Here is a 20,955-nt window from a genome sequence, read left to right as displayed (position 1 = left end):
GCCCGACGTTTTGTCAAGATGTTTGATGTGCGGTCGAGAAACACGCGCTGGGGTGGTCGGACCGGTGCTGAGCGTCGAGCAGAGCGACGGCAGCAATTGATCGAGGCTGCGACCGAGATTTGGAGTGAGAGCGGTTGGGCCGCAGTGACTATGCGCGGCGTGTGCGCCCGGACAGGGCTCAACGATCGATACTTCTACGAGGACTTCAAGACGCGCGAGGATCTTCTCGTCGCAGCGTGGGATGGCGTTCGCAATGACATGCTCGGCGAGGTTTCCGCGCTCTTCGACGAGCGTGTGGATCGGCCGCCGATCGAAACCATCACCGCGGCGATCGCCATCGTGGTCGACCGGATCGCACGCGATCCTGGCCGGGCGCACATCCTCCTCGCTCAGCATGTAGGTAGCTCACCGCTGCAAGATCGCCGCGCTGTGGCGCTGCAGGAGGCAACGCAGTTGGTCGTCGAGGCAAGCCGGCCACATCTCAGAGAAGACGCCGACGAGACGGCCCTTCGTATGGACACTTTGGTTGCGGTGGGGGGGTTCGTCGAAGTCATCACGGCCTGGCACTCCGGTTTGCTCGCGGTGACCGAAAAGGAAGTGGTCGCGCACACGAGCCGACTGGCTGAAACCTTGGCTCAACGCTACGTCGTCAGCGGCTGAGGCTTAACCTTTCCGTGAGTTTCGAGGCCGACTGCACTTGTCTGTATGACTGTCGCCTTGACCCGCCACCGGGCATCCAATCCGTGACGACAGGCGCGCTGTCGATTGTTTGGAGGAACGACGCAGAAACAGTGTCTTTCTGCGTCGCCCTCCTCACGCACTTTTGCTACCCCGGCTGAGCGATGACCTTCTGTGAGCCGTCTTGGTCGAACAGTTCCTTGCTCCATCGCTCCAGGACCGCGGTGCTGTCCCAATCATCAGGGTGGAAGCCGGGGCGGTTGTACGAACGGAATCGCTGCAGCGCATCGGCGGTGAACATCGGGGTGCGACTGAAGCGACGTAGGCTACGCACCAACGTGACCGGGTTATACGAGGCCTTGTCAGAGGCCATCGACAGCGCAGTCTGCAGAATGAGTTCGCCGAACAGAATTGCAGAGGCGATCCGCATGCCCCGTACGCGGGTGCGCTCGGTGCCTCCAATCAGCCGATAGGCGTCGAAGGCGACGGCTTTGTGCTCCGACTCCTCGAACGCATGCCACAGCAGAATCGGTCGAACCTCTGTCTGTCCGATGAGCTTCTGCGCGTCATCGCTGGTGAGAATGATTTCAGCGAGCGTCGCGGTGTAGTGCTCCAATGCAGAGGTCATCGACAGCCGCATTTCTGGCGAAAAGCGCCGCTCCAATCGCTTGATCAGGCGTGCGACGTGGCGGTCGATCCGCGCGGTCGGATAACCCATGGCCTGGAGCCGTTCGTTGAGGAGCCGATGCTGGTGTCGGTGTGTGGCCTCTTGCCCGATGAAACCCTTGACCGCTGTCAGCAATTGGGGATCGTCGATGGAACTCTGGAAATACTTGACCGAGCGGATGAAGAAGTCTTCCCCTTCCGGGAAGGTCGCAGAAAGCACCGAGATGAAATGGCTCATCACCAGGTCGCCATCCACGAAGTGTCGCCGCTTCGTGGAGGTGGGCATGGGGAAACGAACGCGCCGGGGTTTTGGCAATACACGGCTCTTGGTCGAGGCTCGATCTTCCGGCATCTTGACGGGGTCCTTCCTCCGTTGCGTGATCTGACTTTAGGCCTTGTCACATGAGACTGCCAGAATGTAGGGCATGAGTCCAGCACGTGTTTATGGCGGGCTGTCCGCAACTCAACGCGATGCGCAGCGCCGCGCACTGCTGATTGACGCCGCGGTCGCGCTCATGGGCAAGCAGGGAGCCGCCGCGTGCACCGTGACCGCTGTGTGTACGGAGTCAGGAGTGACGAGCCGGTACTTCTACCAGCAGTTTCGCGACAGAGACGCGCTCCTGCGTGCGATGTTCACCAAGATCTCCACCACCTTCCAAGCCGTGATCACCAAGGCGATACCGGATGACACCGTTGCTCCTCAAGAACTCGCTTACGCTCCGATAAAGGCCCTGGTTCAGATGATCGAGAACGATCCCAGCATGGCCCGCATATTGTTTGTCGAATCGGGCGCTGAACCCCTGCTTCGGCAGCTGCGAAGCGAACTGATGTCCGAATTTGCGGAGCTCGTCCTCAGAGAGGCCCGCCTGCATCTCGATATACCCAGCGAGGTGATTCAGGTCGCAGATCTCGCCGCTACCTACGGTGTCGGGGGCCTGTTCGAGATTCTCCGTCGCTGGATAGACGGACAACTAAACCTATCGACCGAAGTGCTTATCGAGCATTGTGCGGGTTTTCTCGGCAGTCTTGGCCTGTATACCCTCGGCCAGAAACCTGACCCGGCCGCTTCGCACATCCAGGTCGATATCAACTCCCCGGCGGGCCACAACAGATGAGACCGGCGGTATTTTCGCCGACACGCTGCGGCGTCACGCTACCGAAGGCTGGTACACCACGATGTGGTCGAGTACGCGTTTGCTTAGCAAACCCCCTGTCGGCCCCGGTTCAATCCTGAGCAGCCTGCGCCGGTTGAAAAATGAGCAGATTTACGGGTTGAGTCATCCTTCCCAGGGTGGTCGCGCAGTGCAGCGTATTGACGACGCCTTCTGTATGGAGCTAGTGAAGTGATCCAGCGTGACGACGACGAATAACCCGGACGCGGACGCGACCAGCTGGCCGGTGGCTTCCTCGCGCAATTCTGTCCGCACTTCGAGTTTCCGGCCGGTTCTGGACACGAGCTCCGCGCTGACCTCGTAGGGAACCCCCAGCAATACCGGCGCGAAGAACTCGGTGTCGAGCTTACGGGTGACGGCCATCTCACCGACGACGTAGAGCAGCATGCCCACCGTGTCGTCAAGAACCGTCATGACTGCGCCGCCATGTGCGATCCCGGGTGCGCCGCGATGTCGGCCGTCGAAGATATGCCTGGCGCCCACCCCGTCGCCACGCCGACGCGCTCGCAGGCGATGACCGTGCGGATTGTCTGTGCCGCAACCAAGGCACCACGGATGGTGCGCATCGAGGTAGTCGCCGTCGGCGGCGATAACACGATTCTGAAAGTTATGCCACCACGCGATGGCCGAATCTTCTTCCGCTTGCTCGTCGATGACGAAATCCTCCTAAATAGGACCACGCAGTGCATGGACCACCATGCGACTGAAGAACTGCGCCGACGTCGGCTGGGCTGATCGCCCGAAGACAGTATGTAAAGGACTCGTTAGCCCGCCGAGATCATCGCTGCGGTACACCTTCCAGTTCCGTCACTATCAGCCATTTGGTCCTGCCCCGCAATACGCCCTCGACGCTGTCGCCGCATAGCTCGCCCGATAATGCTCGGGGTCGTCGTCGGTGCTATAGGGGTCATACCAAATCCTGTCCCCCACAGCGGTGACGGTCAACCTCGCCTTCTGCACAAGGGTCACGAACGTCACCGACCGCGTTCTGGGCGAAGCGCTGAACATCGTCATGCTGCCAATCGAGAAACCAGTAGTCTTCAGGAAACTCGATTGATTTGAAGTGCCACTCACAGATAGCCTTTCAGATGAGCTTCGATGCCGGTATCGACAGTGCCAACGGATCGACTGGCCGTTTCGAGGGCTTCGACGAGGCGCGTTTCGGCGTCCGGGATCGTCGCGGCGACTTTGGCCGCAGCTAGACTACGACTCCGTAGCGATGTGCCGGCATCCGTGGCTGCGGCCGCAAGCGTAGACCACGCTTTGGAAGCATGTCGGGCCGCGGCAGCCGCTTCGGCAGTGGCGGCGTCATCTAGGAGATCGGCGATGTTCTGGCAACCGTCTGCCTGCAGCGTACGAAAGAGCCCGCCGCCGGTACCGGCTTTCTCGATGAACGCCCCGAGCCCGAACAATGCCGCGGTCAGGGCATCGTCATCGAACAGCGTTGGCCAATGCCCTACGTCATCGGCGAAGTCCTGCACACCCTTCAAACCGGAAGATTCGACTTCAGCTGCCTCGATGCGCAGTAGCGGCGCACCTACGGCACCGCCGCGCATGAACGCTGCGCTCGCGGCGAGTGCAGCGGCCGCGATCGGCCCAAGGTCTGGCACTCGCTCTGGCCAGTCGACGTGATATGTGGTGTGCCGGGTAGGTGTGGGAAACCCGACCGAGGACCGCGCCCGGCGTAGGTCGTCGTAGGCCACCGTCTGGGTTGTCTCGCGGTCATTATCGACCACATAGGCGACCCGTTGTTCGTCATCGTATCCGGTGATGACAATGTCGTGACGGCTCATGTGCAATCGGACGCGCAGGTAAGGAAGTTCGCCGATGTCAGCCCAGACCATGACGGGTCGACCTTTGTCGATTTCGTCGGTCACAAATGCCCATCCCACGTCCGGGTCATCGGTCGATCGCACGACGAACTTTGCGCCAACCCGGGAGAGGTAATCCTGTTCCAGGTCGCTTCCTCGTCCTACCAGGTACACCTGGGGGAACAACTGCGTAGAGCGGACGTACGAGAAGTCCAAGACTCCGCCGAGGGTGAAGACCAATCCTTCACTGAGTGCTTCTGTCCCCCATCCGAGTTGGGCCCATTCAGTAAGGTCACGAAGCGCACCGGAACCACAGTGCCCTCCCCTCCTATGGGGATAGGGAACTTGAATCCTCGTCATCGCCGCTTCCTTCCTTGTCAGTAGCACTGTTGAGACTCGTCAAAAGCTACGTTTCATCACGGCTTCCCGGCTGACAGTAGGTGCCAACACCAACACGCGTGACCGCAGCCAACCTCAGCCGCGCATCTCGACAGCCTATGGCGATGGGGCACATTGACTTTCGATCGCTAGTCCTGCATCAACACGTCAACGGTAAGAGCCACAGACGCGCAGCACTCAACCGTTGTACTCAGCTCGCTTGCTCCCGTGGTCGCGCTCCCGCGCTTCGGCTGCTTTATCAGAATCGGATGAGTCCTCGGATGTTGCGGCCCGATCGCATATCCGCGTAGCCTTCGTTGATCTGATCGAGGGTGTACTCACGGGTGATCAGCTCATCCAGCTTGAGGTGTCCGGCGTTGTAGAGCTCGACGAGCCGCGGGATGTCGTGGGCGGCGTTCGAAGAACCGTACAGAGCGCCGCGGATCTGCTTTTCATACAGCGTCAATTCCAGCAGTGAACCCGACATCGAGGTGTCTTCGGGGTGCCCGATCGCGGTAACGACCACACGGCCGCGTTTACCGACCAAGGACAGCGCCTCGCCGATGTAGGACCCTTCGGCGACATCGGTGGTCAAGACGCAGACATCGGCGAGTTTGCCGCGGGTGATGTCACTGATCAGTGACCAGGCCTCGTCGATCGTGGCAACGGCATGCGTCGCACCGAAACCGCCGGCTTGTTCACGCTTGAACGCCACCGGATCGACAGCCACGATGTTCAACGCGCCCGCGATGCGGGCACCCTGAATCGCATTCATGCCGATGCCACCGGCTCCGATCACCGCCACGGTATCCCCGGCACGCACCTCACCGGTGCGCACCGCCGACCCGTACCCGGTCGTCACACCACACCCGATCAACGCCGCCTTGTCCAGCGGTGTCCCCTGGTCGATTTTGACCAGAGACGCCTTGGGGACCACGGTGTATTCCGAGAACGTGCCCAGCAGGCACATCTGGCCGACGTCCTCACCCCTGGCATGGAAACGGTAAGTGCCGTCGATCTGGGGTCCCATCATGAGCGCGGCACCCAAGTCGCACATGTTCCCCATCCCCCGCGCGCAATAGGAACAGTGCCCGCACGACGGCAGGAACGTCAGGATCACCGAATCGCCCTCGGCGACGTTCTCGACACCCGCACCCACTTCGACCACGGTGCCGGCACCCTCGTGGCCACCGACGACGGGCAGCGGAATGGGCAGGTCGCCGGTCACGAGGTGTTCGTCGGAATGGCACAACCCGGTCGCGGTCAGCTGGACGAGCACTTCATCGGGGCCGGGAGGATCCAACTCGATGTCCTCGACTTCCCACTTTTCTCCTAGGCCCCACAGCACTGCAGCACGTGTCTTCATGTGTGTCTCCTTAACGTCAGTGTTTCGGTCGCAGTGGATTGATGATTCACGCCAGCGTCTCGATGATGAGGTCACCGTCGGCGAACTGGCGGCGCAGCTTCTTCTTGTCGAACTTGCCAGTGGAAGTCAGCGGAATGTCGGTGACGAACGCCCACCGTTCCGGTAGCCACCACTTGGCCACCCGCGCACGCAGAAATTCGGTCAGCTCCGCCGCGGTGGCGGTGCGGTCGGCAGCCAGGACGACCACCGCCAGCGGCCGTTCCTGCCACTTGTCGTCGGGCACTCCAATCACCGTGGCGGTGCGCACCGCAGGGTGAGCGGCCAACTCGTTCTCCAATTCCACCGAGGAGATCCATTCGCCCCCGGACTTGATGACATCCTTGGAGCGGTCGGTCAGCGCGATGAGCGCGTCCGCGCTGATCGTCCCGACGTCCCCGGTACGCAACCACCCGTCCGGCGACGCCGCCGGACTGTCATTCTCGTAATACGACTGAGTGATCCACGGGCCGCGGACTTGAATCTCCCCCACCGATTTTCCGTCCCACGGTTGTTCTGCACCGCTGTCATCGACGATGCGGGCCTGCACACCGGCCACCACCCGGCCTTGGGTTGCGCGCAGGTGAAGCGACCTCTCCGGGGTATCAGAACTCCGCGGCAGAGCGACCGAGGCCAGCGGGGAAGTCTCAGTCATCCCCCAAGCCTGCACAATGCGGATGCCCAGCTCGTCATAGGCGGTCATCAACGACCGCGGAACCGCCGAACCACCGCAGGCCACCATCTTCAGCGAACTCACGTCATGGCCAGGATTGTCGCGCAAGTAATGCAGAACATCGGTCCAGATTGTCGGCACCGCCCCCGCCATCGTCGGCCGCACCGCCTCGATCATCTCCACCAAAGGCCCCGCCTGCAGGAAACGGTCAGGCAGCAGAAGCTGCGCGCCGGCCATCATCGCCGCATACGGCAACCCCCACGCGTTGGCGTGGAACATCGGAACGATCGCCAACACCGTGTCGTCATGACCGATGCCCAAGGCATTCGAGGTGCACGCCGCCTGAGAGTGCAACCACGTCGAACGATGGCTGTAGACAACACCTTTCGGGTGCCCGGTGGTACCGCTCGTATAGCACATCGCTGCAGCCGACCGCTCATCGACATCGGGCCACTCGAACGTACTCGACTGGGCGGCCACCACATCGTCGTACCGTAGGACGTCCTTTCCGCACCCCTCGACCGCGGCAAGATCGCCGGTTCCGGTCACTAGCACCGTGCGCACCGAGGTCATCGACGGCAACGCCGCCGCCAAAAGGGCAAGCACCGTACTGTCGACGATGATCACCCGATCCTCGGCATGATTGGCGATCCACGTCAGCTGTTCCGGCGGCAGCCGCAGGTTCAACGTATGCAGCACCGCGCCCATCGACGGCACCGCCGCGTAACAGTCCAGATGCTCCTGGTTGCTCCATTGCAGCGTCGCGACACGCTCATCTCCACGGATGCCGATCTGGCGCAAAGCATTTGCCAACCGTGCCGCACGCTCACCCACCTCGCGATAGGACACCCCAGAGATCTGCCGGGGTCCGCGCGCAGTCAGCACCTCGCGATCGCCATGGACTGCCGAAGCATGGGCCACGATCGCGGGCACAGTCAACGCAACGTCCTGCATCGTGCTCCTCATCGCACACCCGCCCTACAGCCCGCGGTGAGGCGAGGGTCACGCATCGATGAGGTCCTGCCGATTCTGGCTCTCCAGCATCAACCGGTACTCGGGGAACAGGTTCTTGGCCTGCGGGATCAACTTGATCAACTTCGGCACCGGACCTTTCGCACGTACCGTTCCCTTGGCCATCGCCATCGTCAAGTTCACCTTCCCCAACCAGAACTTGTTCCCCGTGTCTGCCGACATGAACAACTCCACGTTGGGCACCGCGGTACTGGCCGCTCCGGTCTCCACCACCTTGTTCGGCATGTCCACCGTCACAACCGCATCCGGATCTGTGTAATGCACCCGCAACACCACACCCGAATTCGCGAGCTTGTCCGCCAGACCCTCCTTCTCCAAACCCCGCCGAAAGATCCCGCCCAGGAAGGCATAGACCTCGTCCTCGTCCCTAAATGCCGCCACCGTCAACCTCAACTAACCTCATTGTCAGAACAGAACAGAACAGAACAGGCACCGACTTCTGACGCTGCTCCTCCGGAAAGAATCGTCATGCTCGTTGGGAAACCCCACTAGGTCCTGATGCGCTGCGCCAAGGCGACCGCCGGGCAGCCGCTAGCGTTCCTTTGCCAGCGGGGCTGGATGGCAATTGTCACTGAAGTACCTCTCCAAGACACGCGTCGCATCCGCCGTCGTCGTTCCCACCGCCTACGCACCGCCGGCACCTCAGTCCGAGCCGGCGAGCACCAGTTCGGCCCGTTCGACGGCGACTTGCTGCGTGATGACCCGCTTGCTGAACATGAAGTCGCGGGGACGGTTGATGCAGTCGGCGGCAAGAAGCTCGCCGGCACGGAGGTAGAAGCAGGTGAAGTCGCGCTCCCGGGTCGGGTCGCCGCTGAGGACGACCTCGTCGTACCCGGTGTTGAGACCGGCGATCTGGAGCTTGAGGTCGTATTGATCTGACCAGAACCATGGAAGGGCCGCTATCTTCTTGGACTTCCCACAGACGGTCGCGGCGGCGACCTTGGCCTGCTCGGCCGCGCTCGGCACGGACTCCAGGCGGATGCGACGGCCGTAACGGGCCATGTCGTGGCTGGCGCAGTCCCCGGCGGCCACGATGTCGGGGTCGCTAGTCCGGGCCTGATCGTCGATCACGACGCCGTTGTCGACGACCAGGCCCGCGGTGGCGGCGAGCTCGGTGTTCGGCTCCACGCCGATGCCGACAATGACGAGGTCGGCGGGAATTGATTCGCCACCGGCCAGGATTACTTCGCGGACCCTGCCGTCGCCGGACAGAGCCTCGACCAGCGTGCCCGTCCGGATGTTGACGCCCTCCTCCCGGTGGATCCGGTCGAAGAACTCCGATACCTCCGGGGCGGTGACCCGTTCAAGGACGCGCCCGGTCGCCTCGAGCAGGGTGACCTCCAGACCCAGTGCACGCAACGAGGCGGCTGTCTCCAGTCCGATGTAGCCGCCGCCGACGATCACCGCCCGACGCCCGGGTCCGGCGGCCTCTCGGATCATCTCGCCGTCCGCGGCGGTGCGTAGGTAGAAGACTCCGGCCAGGTCCGCTCCCGGGGTGGGGAGCCGACGAGGCCGGGCGCCAGTGCACAGCGCGAGCTTGTCGTAGGGCAGTGCGTCGCCGGTACTCAGCACGACATGACCAGCCGAGCGGTCGACCGCCGCCACCGTCGCATCCAGGAGTCGGATCCGCTGCTTGGCGTAGAAATCCGAGTTGCGGATCGCGAGTTCGGCCAGTTCGCATTTGTCGGCCAGGTACGACTTGGACAGCGGGGGCCGCTGGTAGGGCAACGCCGACTCATCGCCGACGAGGACGATTTCGCCGTCCCACCCTTCTCGGCGAAGACTGGCGGCGAGCTGGGTGCCCGCGTGGCTGGCCCCCGCGATGACCGCTCGCTGCACGGTCATGCGCCACCTTTCGGGGTGAGGCGGACCATCAGCTTACTGATCCCCCTCACGAAGTTGGACTGCACGTACTCGGGCTCACCGACGACCTCGATGTTCTCGAACCGCGGAAGCAGCTCCTCCCACAGGATCCGCAACTGCATCTCGGCCAGCCGGTTACCCATACAGCGGTGCACGCCGAAACCGAAGGAGATGTGGTTACGGGCGTTGGCCCGATCGATAATCAGGTCATCGGGCCGATCGAACACGCGCTCGTCGCGGTTGCCCGAGGCGTACCACATCAGGACCTTGTCGCCCTTGCGGATGAACTGCCCGTTGAGCACAGTGTCGGCCTTGGCGATCCGGCGCATATGCGCGAGCGGGGTTTGCCACCGGATGATCTCCGAGACCATGTTGGGGATCAGCTCGGGGTTCGCCTTCAGCTTCTCAAACTGGTCAGGGAACTCGTTCAGCGCCAGAACACCACCGCTCATGGAATTGCGGGTCGTATCGTTGCCACCCACGATCAGCAATACCAAGTTGCCCAAGAACTCCATCGGGCGATCGATCAGGTCCTTGGTGCTCTCGTCGCTCTGCAACATGGTGATCAGATCGAAGCCGGGCAGCTCTCCGGCAGCTGTCCGGGCTGCCTTGTCCCGCCAGTGAGCGCTGAGACCTCTAGCCATATCGACCATGCCGCGAAATATCTCGTCGTTGTCCGAGGGCCCACCGTTGGCTTGCTCCATGGAGGTGGCGAGATCGGACCATTGGACGAGCTTGCGCCGCTGCTCGAACGGGAAGTCCAGCAGCGTGGCCAGCATGCGCGCGGTTAGCTCGATCGAGACGTGCTGCACCCAGTTGAACGGTTCGCCAAGCGGCAGAGCGTCGAGCACGTCTACCACCCGCTCGCGGATGAGGCCCTCCATCTCACGCAGGTTCTTCGGTGCGACCACACCCTGGACAGCCTGCCGTTGCCGGTCGTGTTTTGGGGGGTCCATCGCGATGAACATCGCAATGTCGAGGAAGCGCGGCGGGCTCCCGATGACGATGAACGGCTCGGAGGAGAAGACCTCGTGGTTCTTGTCGACGGCCACGATGTCGGCATGCCGCGTCACCGACCAGAACGGGCCGAACGCGCTGTGGGCCTGATAGTGCACGGGAGCCTCGTTGCGTAGGCGCTCGTAATAGGACTTCCAGCGACCCTGACGATAGAGGAAAGGATTGCTAAGGTCGATGTCGGTCAGTTCAACCTCGTCAGCCGGCGGGATCGGTCGCTCGATGAAGATTTTTTCACCGTTGGTGCCGGTGACCCAGCGCCGCGTTCTGTCGTAGAGGTGGGCGCCCTGGATTATTCGGTCCATCGGAATTGTTGCCTGAGCCTTGGCAGTGACTGCCTCGCGAATATTGCTCACGTCTCACCTCTCTTTCGTCATCACAGTTGGAACTCGGGCAGATGGACGATCAAACCGTCCCACGCCTCAGAGACCTGCATCTGGCAGGACAGCCGGGAGGTCGGCTGACGCTCGGGGTTCATCGCGAGCATCTCCTCTTCATTGGCCCCGGAGAGGCCGACCCGATCGGACCATTGCGGATCGACGATCACATGGCAGGTGCCGCACGCGGCTTCGCCTCCGCAGTCGCCGTCGATGCCGGGCACCGCATTGTTGGTCGCGACCCGCATCAGTGACTGACCTTCCTCGAGAGGCGCCTCATACTTCTCGCCGCCGTGGGAGACAAATGTGACAACTGCCATAGCCAGGCTCCTTGCGTGTCCTCAGTTACTTGACACAAGTCTTGCGCCAGATGAGCGCTGCGGCTATGTTCGCCGGAGTCAGAAACTTGTGATTTCGGCTCAAAGGGGCCATGGTCAGTGAACCCCAATGACGCGGGTGTGCCCCCACTCGCATTCGTGCAAATGCTCGAGAGCCCGGCGTTTGACCCAGACGCCGTCGCGCGGCTTCGCAACATCATGGCTCGCGAAGGAACCGACGAGGCGACGCTGATTCAGCGTGATATCCAGGCCCCGTTACGGTGGTTTCGTGAGGCGTACCCCGGTCTAGACATCGATCAGGCAACGCTGCTCGGATTTGCGTTAGCCGAACAGGCACAGTTGACGTCCTTCGGCCCGCTGAGTGTTCCGCTGGTCAGCGCGGGCTCAGTGGCCGAGATCGTAGAGCTGCTGACTTATCTGCCGTTGATCACGACGGCTGTCAAAGCACAGTTTCATCCAGATGACCAAGGCCTCACCGTCGGGCTCTGGGGACACACCAGCGATCGTGCCCTGGACTGCCTCGCCGTCACGTACGCCGGGTTGGCGTTGTTGCGACTGCTGGACATGCTCGTCCGTGCGGCGCCGACCCTCACACTCCACTTGAGTTGGCCAGCGCCCGCCGCCTTGAAAGATCGCGAGGACGACCTTACCGCCGGGCGCCTGTTCTTCGACGCTCCGATGTCCTTCCTCCATGTTCCCGCGGACACGCTCAACGAGGTGTGCCGGTTCTCCGATCCCGTCGCATACCGACTCGCCATCGTCGATCTGCAGCGAACTCTCGACCAGCGGAGCGAAACCACGTCGTTCTCGGAGAAGGTGAGACGGCTGCTGCAGAAGGAGCCCGGACGCCGAAGTAAACATTGGTTCGCACATGAGCTGTCGATGTCCACCAGCACACTCAAGCGGCGCCTCTCCGAAGAGGAGACCACCTTTCGCGAGTTGCGCCAAGCATTCCTGCGCGAGCGCGCGATGCTGCAGCTACTCGACCGATCCCTATCGGTGAGTGAGATCGCCACGGATCTCGGATACAGCGACCTCGCCAACTTCTCACACGCCTTCAAGCGATGGACCGGCCGCTCTCCGAGCGAGTTTCGGCTCTCACCACATTGAGCTGTCCCGGCGGGTCCGGAGATCCCGACCTTTGCGGCGTCTTTCTGCAGCGTCGCCTCTCCCCGGGTGTTCGATGAAGGCCCGAGCCTGCGCGCCGGGCAGCAGATTCACCCGGTCACACAAGCCGGCCAGATGCTCGGCCAGCACCGAATCCAATTGGCGGGCATAACCGAAAGTGAACTCCCGCAACAGCGTTCCCATCGTTGACGGGGGATACACCCGGCGGAAAAAGGGTTTTTATGCCGCCAGCGCGGACCAGGTCGACATCATCGATGTAATCCGCGCCCGCGTACATGCTCGCGATCAGGGTGGCCAGTTTCGGAGCCGGATTGGCCGACCTCGACTTGACCCTGGGAGCTGCGATGTGAATCTTGTTGGCCAACAACTCCGATAGGCCTGCCTGCTCAGCCAGCGCCATCACCGGCACCAGGCCCGCGCACGACACCAGATGTCCTCATCGAACACATCGGACCGCGGGGTGAACGTGTGGGACACTCGCGCCGGAAGTGCCGTTCTCGAACTGGACCGATTGTTGCCTGAACAATATCAATCTTCCCAGCTCAGAACGCACTTTCCTTATCCCGACACCCCGACAAACAGTCCATTGTCAGTGGATCGAGGCTAAGACCGCTCAAGTCACAGCTATCTATAGCCAACGCCGAGGTAGCGGAGCGCCACCCGCGAGATCCGCGCACCCGTGGTGGCGATGTCCGCGGAGGGAAGGACGACGTGACTCACGGTGAGCCGCACCAGAACGTCTGCGACCTCCTCGACGTCTTCGGAGTCGAGATCGGCGAAGTGGTCGTGAAACCACGCGACCAAAGCCGCGGAGGAGAGCTGGAGCAGGGACGCCGATGTCGGCAGGAGAGGAAGAACGCCCGTCGTCGGCGCACCGGCGCGATCATCCCCTGAGTGGCTGGACGTCAGCACCGACTTCAGGAGCGGACTGGCTTCTGCTTCACGCAGGGTGAACCGCACCGCTGCGGTGATGCCGCCCTGAACGTCGCCGGTGTGTTCGGCGAGGATGGCGTGGATACCCTCCAGGAAGCGCTGACCCTCGGCCACCACGAGCGCGTCACCAAGTCCCTGCTTATCGCCGAACTCCTTGTATAGCGTCGGTCGGGAGACGCCGACAAGTTCGGCGACCTCACTCACTCGGACTTGTTCCCAGCCCTTCTCAATGGTGAGTTCCCGTGTCGCCCTCAAGACCTGCTCGCGGATATGTCGGCGAAACGACATCCGCGCCGAATCAGTTGGCATACGAGCAGAATAGGTGGCGAACTGGGATCTCCCGCGCAGCCCGACGACTGGCGTCAAACGGTACGGTCGAGAAAGTCGACGACCGCCGTCGAGAATGCGTCGTTGTTGTCGCCAGCAACCATGTGGCCCGCGCCCGACACGTCAACGGTTTGCGCGTGGGGAACCAAGGTGAGGAAATCCTTCACTGTCTCTTCGGAGACTATGTCCGACAGCAGGCCGCGGACCAGCAGCGCCGGCGCGGACACCTGTCGCGCGCCATCGACAAGGAATGCGCTCATCATCTCGAACTCCTCTGCGCCGTCGTCTGAATCACTCTGCAGGAACTGAAAATTCGACGTCGCAAACGCCGGATCCCATCGCCAGGCCCAGCGACCGTCTCCACGTCGGCGGAGGACTTTTTGAAGGCCGTCGACGTTTTCGGGGCGAGGGCGGTGCGGGTTGTAGGCGGCGATCACGTCAGCGGCCGACTCTAGGCTGTCGAAACCTTCGGGATGGGCCGACATGAACGATAGGACTCGGCGGGCGCCGTGCATCTGCATTCGCGGAGTGATGTCAACCAGGACGACGGCCTGCCATAGCTCCGATGGGGCGAGCAAGTGCGTGCCGAGGATGGTCAAACCGCCCAACGATGCCCCGATCGCGGCAACTGGGCGGGCGGAGCCGGCGTACGCGCGCACGGCCAACAGGTCGGACCCCAGCCGTTCGATGTCATAGCGTCCGTCTGGATCCCAGTCGCTGTCACCATGTCCCCTTGCGTCGTAGGCGGCAACGGTGTAGCCCCGCTGATGCAATCGTTGGGCGGTGACATCCCAGGCGTGCCGGCTCTGACCACCGCCGTGAAGGAGCAACACGACCGCCCGCGGTCCGTCACAGCGGTAGAAGTCGACCGCCAGCGAGAGCCCATCCACCGTGGGCACGCGCTCGACGACAGGAGCGGACGAATCATGTGCTCTGTTTGCAGACATCAAGAGATGGCCTTCGGTGCGACGACGGTGACGGTGCCCTGCGCCGCACACACCGCTCTGCCGTCGTTGCAGATGTCGATACGTGCCACACCGCTGGTTCTGCCCAGCGAGATGATCTCAGCCGTGGCTACACAGGTTCCGCTGGAGACTGGACGAAGCAAATTCAGTTTGAACTCCGTCGTCGCGACCCAGGATCCCATCGGAATCACGGGATAAAACACCACTCCAAGGCAATGGTCGACCATGGCCGACAAGCAGCCGCCATGCAAGTTGCCGAAAGGCGTCTTCAGGTCGTCGCGTGCGTCCATCTCCGCGACGAGCCGTCCAGCAGTGAATTCAGTGTGCCGGAAGCCGAGGTAACCGGCCAGCCCGCCCGTGGTTTCTGCTGCGCTCTGCAGTTGTTCAGCGACCTGCTGGTTGAACGCGGTGAACTGCACAGACATGTCCGGCCTCCTACCTCAGCTGTGGTTGAGACATTACGCCTTGTCTGTCACATCGGTCGACAATGGTCGCTCGCCAGGATTGCGGGAAGGAGAAACCTTGAAAGAAATGTCCGGAGCCCGTCACGACTGCGCTCCCGCGGTCCTCGAACAGTCAGCAGGCTCAGTATCGTGCGGAGAACCCACTCGGCGGCGTCGTCGACGGAGACGCCCGGTTCTACGTAACTCCAGTGTCTCCTGAAGATGGGACGGAGAAACTCGGTGACGAGTTCGAAGAGTGACGTCGAGGTCCCCGCCGCGAGGCCAACGCCGGCGAGTTCCTCGTCGCTGCCGAACAACAATCCGATGATCTCTTCGCGGCGCGCGGCCTCAACTGTGTATTCCACGAAATCGACGAGAGCGGAGCCCAGATCGGTGTGCTCCGCGATCCGGGGGTTGATGCGATCGAGATAGCGCTCGGCGGCGCGAATGATGACGCCCGACATCACCGCCTCCCGATTAGGGAAGTAGCGATACACCGTTGCCCTGGAGACACCCGCTGTTCTGCCGATGTCCTCCATGGTCGTGCCTACCACGCCGCAACTCTCTAGGCACCGCTCGGCAGCATCTAGCAATCGGTCGCGAGCGGAATCACGATCTGACGGCGCGGCGGCACCCCATCGCACCAACTTCGTCGACACAACAGCCAGTATGCCGCGGGCGCACACCATTGTGGCTTGACTGCAGATATGACACCATCGCATTCGTGTCTCACAACAGCCCGTGGCCCTGAGCGAGTGATCGATTGTCGGTAGAAGCGCGTACTCCGGTGGCGGTCGGCGTAGGCGAAGTCACCCATCGCGGGGACGACGTCGTCACCGGCCTCGGTTGGTATTCGACGAAACATTCGGTCGGTGTGTGGTCGGCCACCCCTCCACCAACCGGGTGGCGACTGATCGACACGGCAGACGAACAAACTCCGATCGATTCATCGCGGCTGGCCGTCGCAGGCGTCGACGAGGCGACCGGTCGCGCGACAGTGGACGGGTACACGGTCGAATACGACCGAGACGGGCGACCTCGATGGACACCGACCATCGCGCACCTGTCCGACGGGCGAAGAGTCGTCGCACGCAGCGACGATCCGCAGATTGCCGAGGCGATGGCGGGCGAGATGTACGTTGGCAGAACGGTTTGCCTCCGAAACACAGGGTCGTCCACGGGATTCGAGCTTCCATGATCGCCGAGGCCATGGTGTTGACCGGACCGCGGAATCTGGAGCGGCGCCAGATGACCATCCCCGACGTCGGTGACCGCGGTGCGATCCTGCGAGTTGAAGCATGTGGTCTATGCGGTACAGATCACGAACAATTCACCGGACACCTGCCTGCCGGCTTCTCATTCGTTCCAGGTCACGAAATCGTCGGCATCGTCGAACATGTCGGCAATGCGGCCAGCGAACGCTGGTGCGTCCGGGCCGGCCAGCGCGTGGCCGTCGAGGTGTTCCGGTCCTGCCGAGACTGCCCGGAGTGTCGCCGCGGCGAATACCGGCGATGTGCGGTGAACGGCATCGCCACCATGTTCGGGTTCGTCGACGTGGAGATCGGCGCCGGGTTATGGGGCGGATACGCCACCCATGTGGAGCTTCCGTGGGACGCGATGCTACTCCCGATTGCCGAAGACATGGACCCCGTTCTCGCCACGTTGTTCAACCCTCTCGGGGCCGGTATCCAATGGGGGAAAACTCTTCCCGACACCAAGGCGGGGGGTATCGTAGCGATACTGGGACCGGGCATCCGCGGGATCTGCGCGGCGGTGGCGGCGAAAGAGGCGGGAGCCGCTTTCGTCGCGATGACCGGCATCGGTCCACGCGACGATCAGCGACTGGCCATAGCCAGATCATTCGGTGTCGACCTGCCCATCGACGTATCGCAGGACGATGCAGTGACAGCGCTCCAGCGTGAGACAGGCGGACAGCTTGCCGACGTGGTCATCGATGTCACCGCCAAAGCACCCTCCGCGTTCGCCGACGCCGTCGCCCTTGCCAGGCCTGGCGGCAGGGTCGTGGTTGCTGGCACCCGCGGCGGAGGCGGCGCGCCCGGCTTTGAACCAGACACGCTGGTGTATAAGGAATTACACATCGCCGGTGCACTCGGCGTGGAGTATCCCGCCTACCGGGCAGCCCTCGAGATTCTGGCCACGCGCCGCTGGCCGTTCGACCGGATCACAAGAGAATCAACCGGATTCGCTGGTCTCGCGCCGCTGCTCAGTTCGCTTGCAGATGAAAATGCCAAATCGAGTGCGGCCCTGCACAACGTCTTCGTGCCCACGCCCTCACAGCATGCGGAGCTTCAACAGAGGAAGGTCACACGTGACGAGAACGGAACGCGTACCGATGCTCGACCTTGAGCAGGCCCGGCTGCGGGCTGCCGAGTGTGGGCTGCCCGCAGAGATGGCAGAACTGTCAGTATTTCGCGTGGCACTTCACCAGCCGAGCCTCGCAGTGGCCCTGTACGGAATGCTTGAGGCGCTGCTATTTAACGGTGTGCTCGACGCCCGGCTACGCGAATTGATCATCATGCGCATCGGCTGGGTAACGGGGTCGGTATATGAGTGGACACAGCATTGGCGAATCGCGACGCTGCTCGGTGTGGCTTCGGATGACCTTCTGGCGGTGCGTGACTGGCAGAGTTCCAATCGTCTGGGCCATGCCGAGCGTGCGGTCCTGGCGGCGACCGATGATGTGGTACGTGACGGGGTCATTGCCGAGGAAAACTGGGCCGCGTGCCACAAGGCATTCAATGGCGATCACGCGGTTTTGGTCGAACTTGTCGGAGCGATCGCCAATTGGCGGCTCTTTTCGATCCTGCTTCGATCCTTGAATATTCCGCTTGAGTCGGGTACCGACTCCTGGCCGCCCGATGGGCGAGCCCCTCGACGTGACGATTGAGTAAAAACGGTTGTTCAGCAATCGCACCCAAGTTGAAGCTCGGTTACCCCTTATGTTCCTAGTCAGTTGTGGGCTATTGAATTTCAAACGGGTAGTTGTGATTTCGGTCTCTTAGCCACGGTCTCGGGGTAATGCCACCAACTGGACATGTGGAGCCAACTGTTCTGGGACGCCTACACCAGCTTGAAGCACGCTCCGTCATACGAATACGATCCAAGGGATGTCGAGGTTCTTCGCGACTCAGGCCAACTGTTACTACTGGGAGAGTCGTTCAATCGGGTCGCTGGCAACAGAACGCCAATGAAGGCGATCGTCGGCAGTCACCGCACACAGCACCTCACGCAGAGAATTCAAGAGCCCGCTGCTGCAAGCTAGACCCGGCGTCCGACACCGAGGCGCTGCCGTCTTCATACAGCTGACCACGAACGCCAGCCGCGCCGAAGTCCCACCGGGGACGGCAAACACCTTCCGCCGCAACACCTTCGGATGCAGCTTGGACGGAAGGCCACCAGCCACCATAATATCGACCGTCTCGGCGTCGCCAGCACCGCGGACGAATCGGTGTACCGGCCCGTTGCCACCTCGCCTCCGGCTTGCGCGGGTCAATCTCTCAGGTCGTCGTTGCCACACTCAGAAGTGACATGTACAAATCACGGTTCAGCGAGTGTACAGTTCACGGTGTGGAGGTATCCGTGACCGAGTTGCGCGCGCACCTTAGCGATTGGCTCGATCGAGTTCGGGCTGGTGATGAGGTCGTCATCACCGACCGCGGGATTCCGGTCGCGCGACTCGCTGCGCTGGACAGCGCAGGCACCTTGGAGCGTCTCACGGCCGAAGGCGTGATTGCCAGGGCCACCGCGCAGCGGCCCGTCGCTGCGGGACGGTCCCGGCCCCGACCGCGGCGGCCGGTGTCTGACCAGGTCAGCGACCAGCGGCGCTGACCGGTGCCGCTCGTCTACTTCGACGCCAGCGCCTTCGTTAAACTTCTCACCACCGAGACAGGAAGCTCGCTGGCATCCGCGCTGTGGGACGGCTGCGACGCCGCATTGTCCAGCCGCCTGGCCTACCCCGAAGTCCGCGCCGCACTCGCTGCAGCAGCCCGCAATCACGACCTAACCGAATCCGAGCTCGCCGACGCCGAGCGTGACTGGGAGGACTTCTGGGCCGCCACCCGCCCAATCGAACTCACCGCCACGGTTGAACAGCACGCCGGCCGCCTCGCCCGCGCCCATGCCTTGCGCGAAGCCGACGCTGTCCATCTGGCCAGCGCGTTGGCAGTCGGCGAACCCGGCCTGATCGTCGCCGTTTGGGACCGACGCCTGCACGCCGGAGCCCAAGCCGCCGGGTGCCGACTCGCCCCCGCCCAACTCGACCCCTAATCCGACCGCTCGACGTCAGAGGTGGGTCGACCCCGGCATGGATGACGATCAGGTACCGATTCGCCAGGTCAGAACCCGTGTCGTAAGTGGCCAAGTCCCCCCTCGGACACACTCAAACCGGGTTCAATTTCCCGGCAGCCGCGGCAACCCAGGTCAATTCTTCGTGGAAGATGTCGCTGTGCGCGCCGGATGGTCCCTCGTCCTTGGCCACCACATCCGACGAGTTCAGGTTCAGAATCCGACCCGTCTGAAACGGATAGCTCGCACCCTCGGCACCCAGGCTCTGGGTTGGTGACTGGTATGCCCCGTGCGAACCCATCGCCCGCCAGCGGAACAACGGATCTTCGACCGCTGCCGCATCTTCGCCCGCCGCGGCCGAGGCCAATGGGTAGAACGTCCCCAGAGCCCGGTCATGGCTGGAGAAGCAGACCGTCAGCGGCCCGTCGATGCGGTTGAGCAGCCCCGTCAGCTCACCTGAGCCCTTCCGGAACGGCAGCCGCTCGGCAAAGGTGAACCGAGAGTACGCCCCCTGCAACAGGGTCACCGCCTTCACCGGTGAAGGCTGGATGTCGCTCATCCCGGCCAGGGCGTAGGACACCACCCGGGCGCCGAAGCTGTGACCGACCAGGTGTATCCGCAGCTCGGGGAAATCCGCGTGAAGCTGATCGATGACCGGTCCAAGCCCCTGCCGTCCCACCACTCCGGCGCGGTTCTTCATCTTCCAGTAACTCAGTTGACGCAACGCCTCCTTGGCGCCGCGCCACAGCCGCCCCGCGATATCACCCAGTCCGGCCGCTCCCCCGCCGTCATCATCGAATTCCACACCGGCGGACGCCAATTCGTCGGCGAAGGTGGTGAACAGCTTTTCCGGGTCCTGGTCGGGTGCGAGCATCCCCGGCCCGGCGTCCGGCTCGTCGGCCTCGCCGTCGTTGAATCCGGTCTGGGTGGCCGCGCTGAACTCCCGCATCGCGTCGAGCAGTTCCGGCAGGCGATCGATGTCCGGCGCGGCGGCCAGCAGGGCGGCGAGCTTGTCCAACTGCTGCTTGCCGCGCGGGAACATGTCCTTGAGCTCGGCGAGTTGGGCCGGGTCGATGGTCGCCGGCCCGCCAGGCACCGGGGCCGCCTCGTCGCCCAGTGCGGCCGCACCGCCGCCGTCGTGTGCCGACGCGGAGAAATCCGGGATCGGCTCGTCGCGCCAGAGCTGCGACGGCCACCGCACTCCGACGAAGCCGACCCTGCGGGCCGGGTCGAGTTGCGGTGCCAGCAGCCCGAACCACCGGTCGTACAAACTCGCCGCGGCCGCCTCGTCATTGTTCCAGCCGTGGGAGAAGATGATCAGATCGGTCAACCCCGCCGCACCGATGCGCTGCTTGAGGTCCACCAGCACTGCCGGGTCGGGATCGCCGTCGGCATCGAACACCAGGCGCCAGATCCGTTCTGCCACATTGTCGGTCATCGAATCGCCTTT

General features: G+C 62.8%; 21 protein-coding genes and 3 pseudogenes. 9 read left to right on the top strand and 15 right to left on the bottom strand.

Annotated features, from left to right (window positions below; all coding sequences use genetic code 11):
• Positions 1 to 27: 27 nt before the first annotated feature.
• Positions 28 to 660, top strand: a complete 633-nt coding sequence (locus tag BKG60_RS09705) for a TetR/AcrR family transcriptional regulator (RefSeq protein ID WP_074319847.1) — start codon at positions 28 to 30, stop codon at positions 658 to 660.
• A gap of 166 nt (positions 661 to 826) precedes the next feature.
• On the opposite strand, the gene BKG60_RS09700 is transcribed toward BKG60_RS09705, so the two are convergent.
• Positions 827 to 1,696, bottom strand: a complete 870-nt coding sequence (locus BKG60_RS09700) for a metal-dependent hydrolase (RefSeq protein ID WP_012394820.1) — start codon at positions 1,694 to 1,696, stop codon at positions 827 to 829.
• A gap of 73 nt (positions 1,697 to 1,769) precedes the next feature.
• Between BKG60_RS09700 and BKG60_RS09695 the strand changes: the two genes are divergently transcribed.
• Positions 1,770 to 2,459 (top strand): TetR/AcrR family transcriptional regulator, encoded by a 690-nt coding sequence (locus BKG60_RS09695; protein ID WP_012394821.1) that lies wholly within the window; start codon positions 1,770 to 1,772, stop codon positions 2,457 to 2,459.
• 162 nt (positions 2,460 to 2,621) lie between these two features.
• Here the strand turns inward: BKG60_RS09695 and BKG60_RS32690 are convergent, their stop codons facing one another.
• Positions 2,622 to 2,999, bottom strand: coding sequence for a PaaI family thioesterase (locus BKG60_RS32690; protein WP_016889187.1), 378 nt, complete (start codon positions 2,997 to 2,999; stop codon positions 2,622 to 2,624).
• Here BKG60_RS32690 and BKG60_RS32775 point away from each other — a divergent pair.
• Positions 2,967 to 3,251 (top strand): hypothetical protein, encoded by a 285-nt coding sequence (locus tag BKG60_RS32775; protein ID WP_012394823.1) that lies wholly within the window; start codon positions 2,967 to 2,969, stop codon positions 3,249 to 3,251. The two genes, BKG60_RS32690 and BKG60_RS32775, sit on opposite strands and share 33 nt — an antisense overlap.
• 335 nt (positions 3,252 to 3,586) lie before the next feature.
• Here BKG60_RS32775 and BKG60_RS09675 read toward each other — a convergent pair whose 3' ends face one another.
• The 7 genes from BKG60_RS09675 to BKG60_RS09645 form a co-directional block, all read right to left on the bottom strand.
• On the bottom strand, positions 3,587 to 4,687 hold the full coding sequence (locus tag BKG60_RS09675; protein ID WP_042789224.1) for a BtrH N-terminal domain-containing protein: 1,101 nt from the start codon (positions 4,685 to 4,687) through the stop codon (positions 3,587 to 3,589).
• A gap of 277 nt (positions 4,688 to 4,964) precedes the next feature.
• A complete protein-coding gene (locus BKG60_RS09670) occupies positions 4,965 to 6,071 on the bottom strand; it encodes an NDMA-dependent alcohol dehydrogenase (protein ID WP_012394825.1) in 1,107 nt (368 codons plus the stop codon).
• A gap of 46 nt (positions 6,072 to 6,117) precedes the next feature.
• Positions 6,118 to 7,734: a fatty acid--CoA ligase gene (locus BKG60_RS09665; protein ID WP_016889190.1), complete on the bottom strand. Its 1,617-nt coding sequence runs from the start codon at positions 7,732 to 7,734 to the stop codon at positions 6,118 to 6,120.
• A gap of 48 nt (positions 7,735 to 7,782) precedes the next feature.
• On the bottom strand, positions 7,783 to 8,193 hold the full coding sequence (locus BKG60_RS09660; protein WP_070943304.1) for an SCP2 sterol-binding domain-containing protein: 411 nt from the start codon (positions 8,191 to 8,193) through the stop codon (positions 7,783 to 7,785).
• Between the two features lie 261 nt (positions 8,194 to 8,454).
• The gene (locus tag BKG60_RS09655) at positions 8,455 to 9,657 is read right to left on the bottom strand and encodes an NAD(P)/FAD-dependent oxidoreductase (protein ID WP_012394828.1); all 1,203 of its coding nucleotides are present in this window, start codon (positions 9,655 to 9,657) and stop codon (positions 8,455 to 8,457) included.
• Positions 9,654 to 10,994: a cytochrome P450 gene (locus BKG60_RS09650; protein ID WP_046188902.1), complete on the bottom strand. Its 1,341-nt coding sequence runs from the start codon at positions 10,992 to 10,994 to the stop codon at positions 9,654 to 9,656. Before BKG60_RS09650 ends, BKG60_RS09655 begins: the two co-directional genes overlap by 4 nt.
• A 71-nt stretch (positions 10,995 to 11,065) precedes the next feature.
• On the bottom strand, positions 11,066 to 11,386 hold the full coding sequence (locus tag BKG60_RS09645; RefSeq protein WP_012394830.1) for a 2Fe-2S iron-sulfur cluster-binding protein: 321 nt from the start codon (positions 11,384 to 11,386) through the stop codon (positions 11,066 to 11,068).
• Between the two features lie 162 nt (positions 11,387 to 11,548).
• Here BKG60_RS09645 and BKG60_RS09640 point away from each other — a divergent pair, with 162 nt between their 5' ends.
• A complete protein-coding gene (locus BKG60_RS09640; protein WP_046188922.1) occupies positions 11,549 to 12,514 on the top strand; it encodes a helix-turn-helix transcriptional regulator in 966 nt (321 codons plus the stop codon).
• A 69-nt stretch (positions 12,515 to 12,583) separates the two neighbouring features.
• Here the strand turns inward: BKG60_RS09640 and BKG60_RS32405 are convergent.
• The 5 genes and pseudogenes from BKG60_RS32405 to BKG60_RS09615 form a co-directional block, all read right to left on the bottom strand.
• Positions 12,584 to 13,009, bottom strand: a pseudogene (locus BKG60_RS32405) (IS1380 family transposase); the annotation flags it as partial.
• 147 nt (positions 13,010 to 13,156) lie between these two features.
• A complete protein-coding gene (locus BKG60_RS09630; protein ID WP_172827193.1) occupies positions 13,157 to 13,735 on the bottom strand; it encodes a TetR/AcrR family transcriptional regulator in 579 nt (192 codons plus the stop codon).
• A 92-nt stretch (positions 13,736 to 13,827) separates the two neighbouring features.
• A complete protein-coding gene (locus BKG60_RS09625) occupies positions 13,828 to 14,739 on the bottom strand; it encodes an alpha/beta fold hydrolase (protein WP_012394833.1) in 912 nt (303 codons plus the stop codon).
• A complete protein-coding gene (locus tag BKG60_RS09620; protein ID WP_041325313.1) occupies positions 14,739 to 15,176 on the bottom strand; it encodes a PaaI family thioesterase in 438 nt (145 codons plus the stop codon). Before BKG60_RS09620 ends, BKG60_RS09625 begins: the two co-directional genes overlap by 1 nt.
• A gap of 53 nt (positions 15,177 to 15,229) precedes the next feature.
• Positions 15,230 to 15,754, bottom strand: a complete 525-nt coding sequence (locus BKG60_RS09615) for a TetR/AcrR family transcriptional regulator (RefSeq protein ID WP_008256180.1) — start codon at positions 15,752 to 15,754, stop codon at positions 15,230 to 15,232.
• Between the two features lie 275 nt (positions 15,755 to 16,029).
• On the opposite strand from BKG60_RS09615, the pseudogene BKG60_RS09610 reads away from it, so the two are divergent.
• From BKG60_RS09610 to BKG60_RS09585, 5 genes and pseudogenes are all read left to right on the top strand, one after another.
• A pseudogene (locus BKG60_RS09610) lies at positions 16,030 to 16,398 on the top strand (hypothetical protein); the annotation flags it as partial.
• Entirely contained in the window at positions 16,395 to 17,567 is a 1,173-nt protein-coding gene (locus BKG60_RS09605; protein WP_012394837.1) for a zinc-dependent alcohol dehydrogenase, read from the top strand. The pseudogene BKG60_RS09610 and the gene BKG60_RS09605, both read left to right, overlap by 4 nt.
• Entirely contained in the window at positions 17,530 to 18,108 is a 579-nt protein-coding gene (locus tag BKG60_RS09600) for a carboxymuconolactone decarboxylase family protein (RefSeq protein ID WP_012394838.1), read from the top strand. Before BKG60_RS09605 ends, BKG60_RS09600 begins: the two co-directional genes overlap by 38 nt.
• A gap of 486 nt (positions 18,109 to 18,594) precedes the next feature.
• Positions 18,595 to 19,049 (top strand): annotated as a pseudogene (locus BKG60_RS32400) (type II toxin-antitoxin system Phd/YefM family antitoxin).
• 3 nt (positions 19,050 to 19,052) lie between these two features.
• Positions 19,053 to 19,487, top strand: coding sequence for a type II toxin-antitoxin system VapC family toxin (locus BKG60_RS09585; protein ID WP_012394840.1), 435 nt, complete (start codon positions 19,053 to 19,055; stop codon positions 19,485 to 19,487).
• Positions 19,488 to 19,599: 112 nt separating this feature from the next.
• On the opposite strand, the gene BKG60_RS09580 is transcribed toward BKG60_RS09585, so the two are convergent.
• Positions 19,600 to 20,943: an alpha/beta fold hydrolase gene (locus BKG60_RS09580; RefSeq protein ID WP_075909585.1), complete on the bottom strand. Its 1,344-nt coding sequence runs from the start codon at positions 20,941 to 20,943 to the stop codon at positions 19,600 to 19,602.
• Between the last annotated feature and the right edge of the window lie 12 nt (positions 20,944 to 20,955).

Origin of the sequence: Mycobacterium syngnathidarum (assembly GCF_001942625.1) — a bacterium.
Classification (GTDB): Bacteria; Actinomycetota; Actinomycetes; order Mycobacteriales; family Mycobacteriaceae; genus Mycobacterium; species Mycobacterium syngnathidarum.
This window is presented reverse-complemented; position numbering and strand designations above follow the sequence as displayed.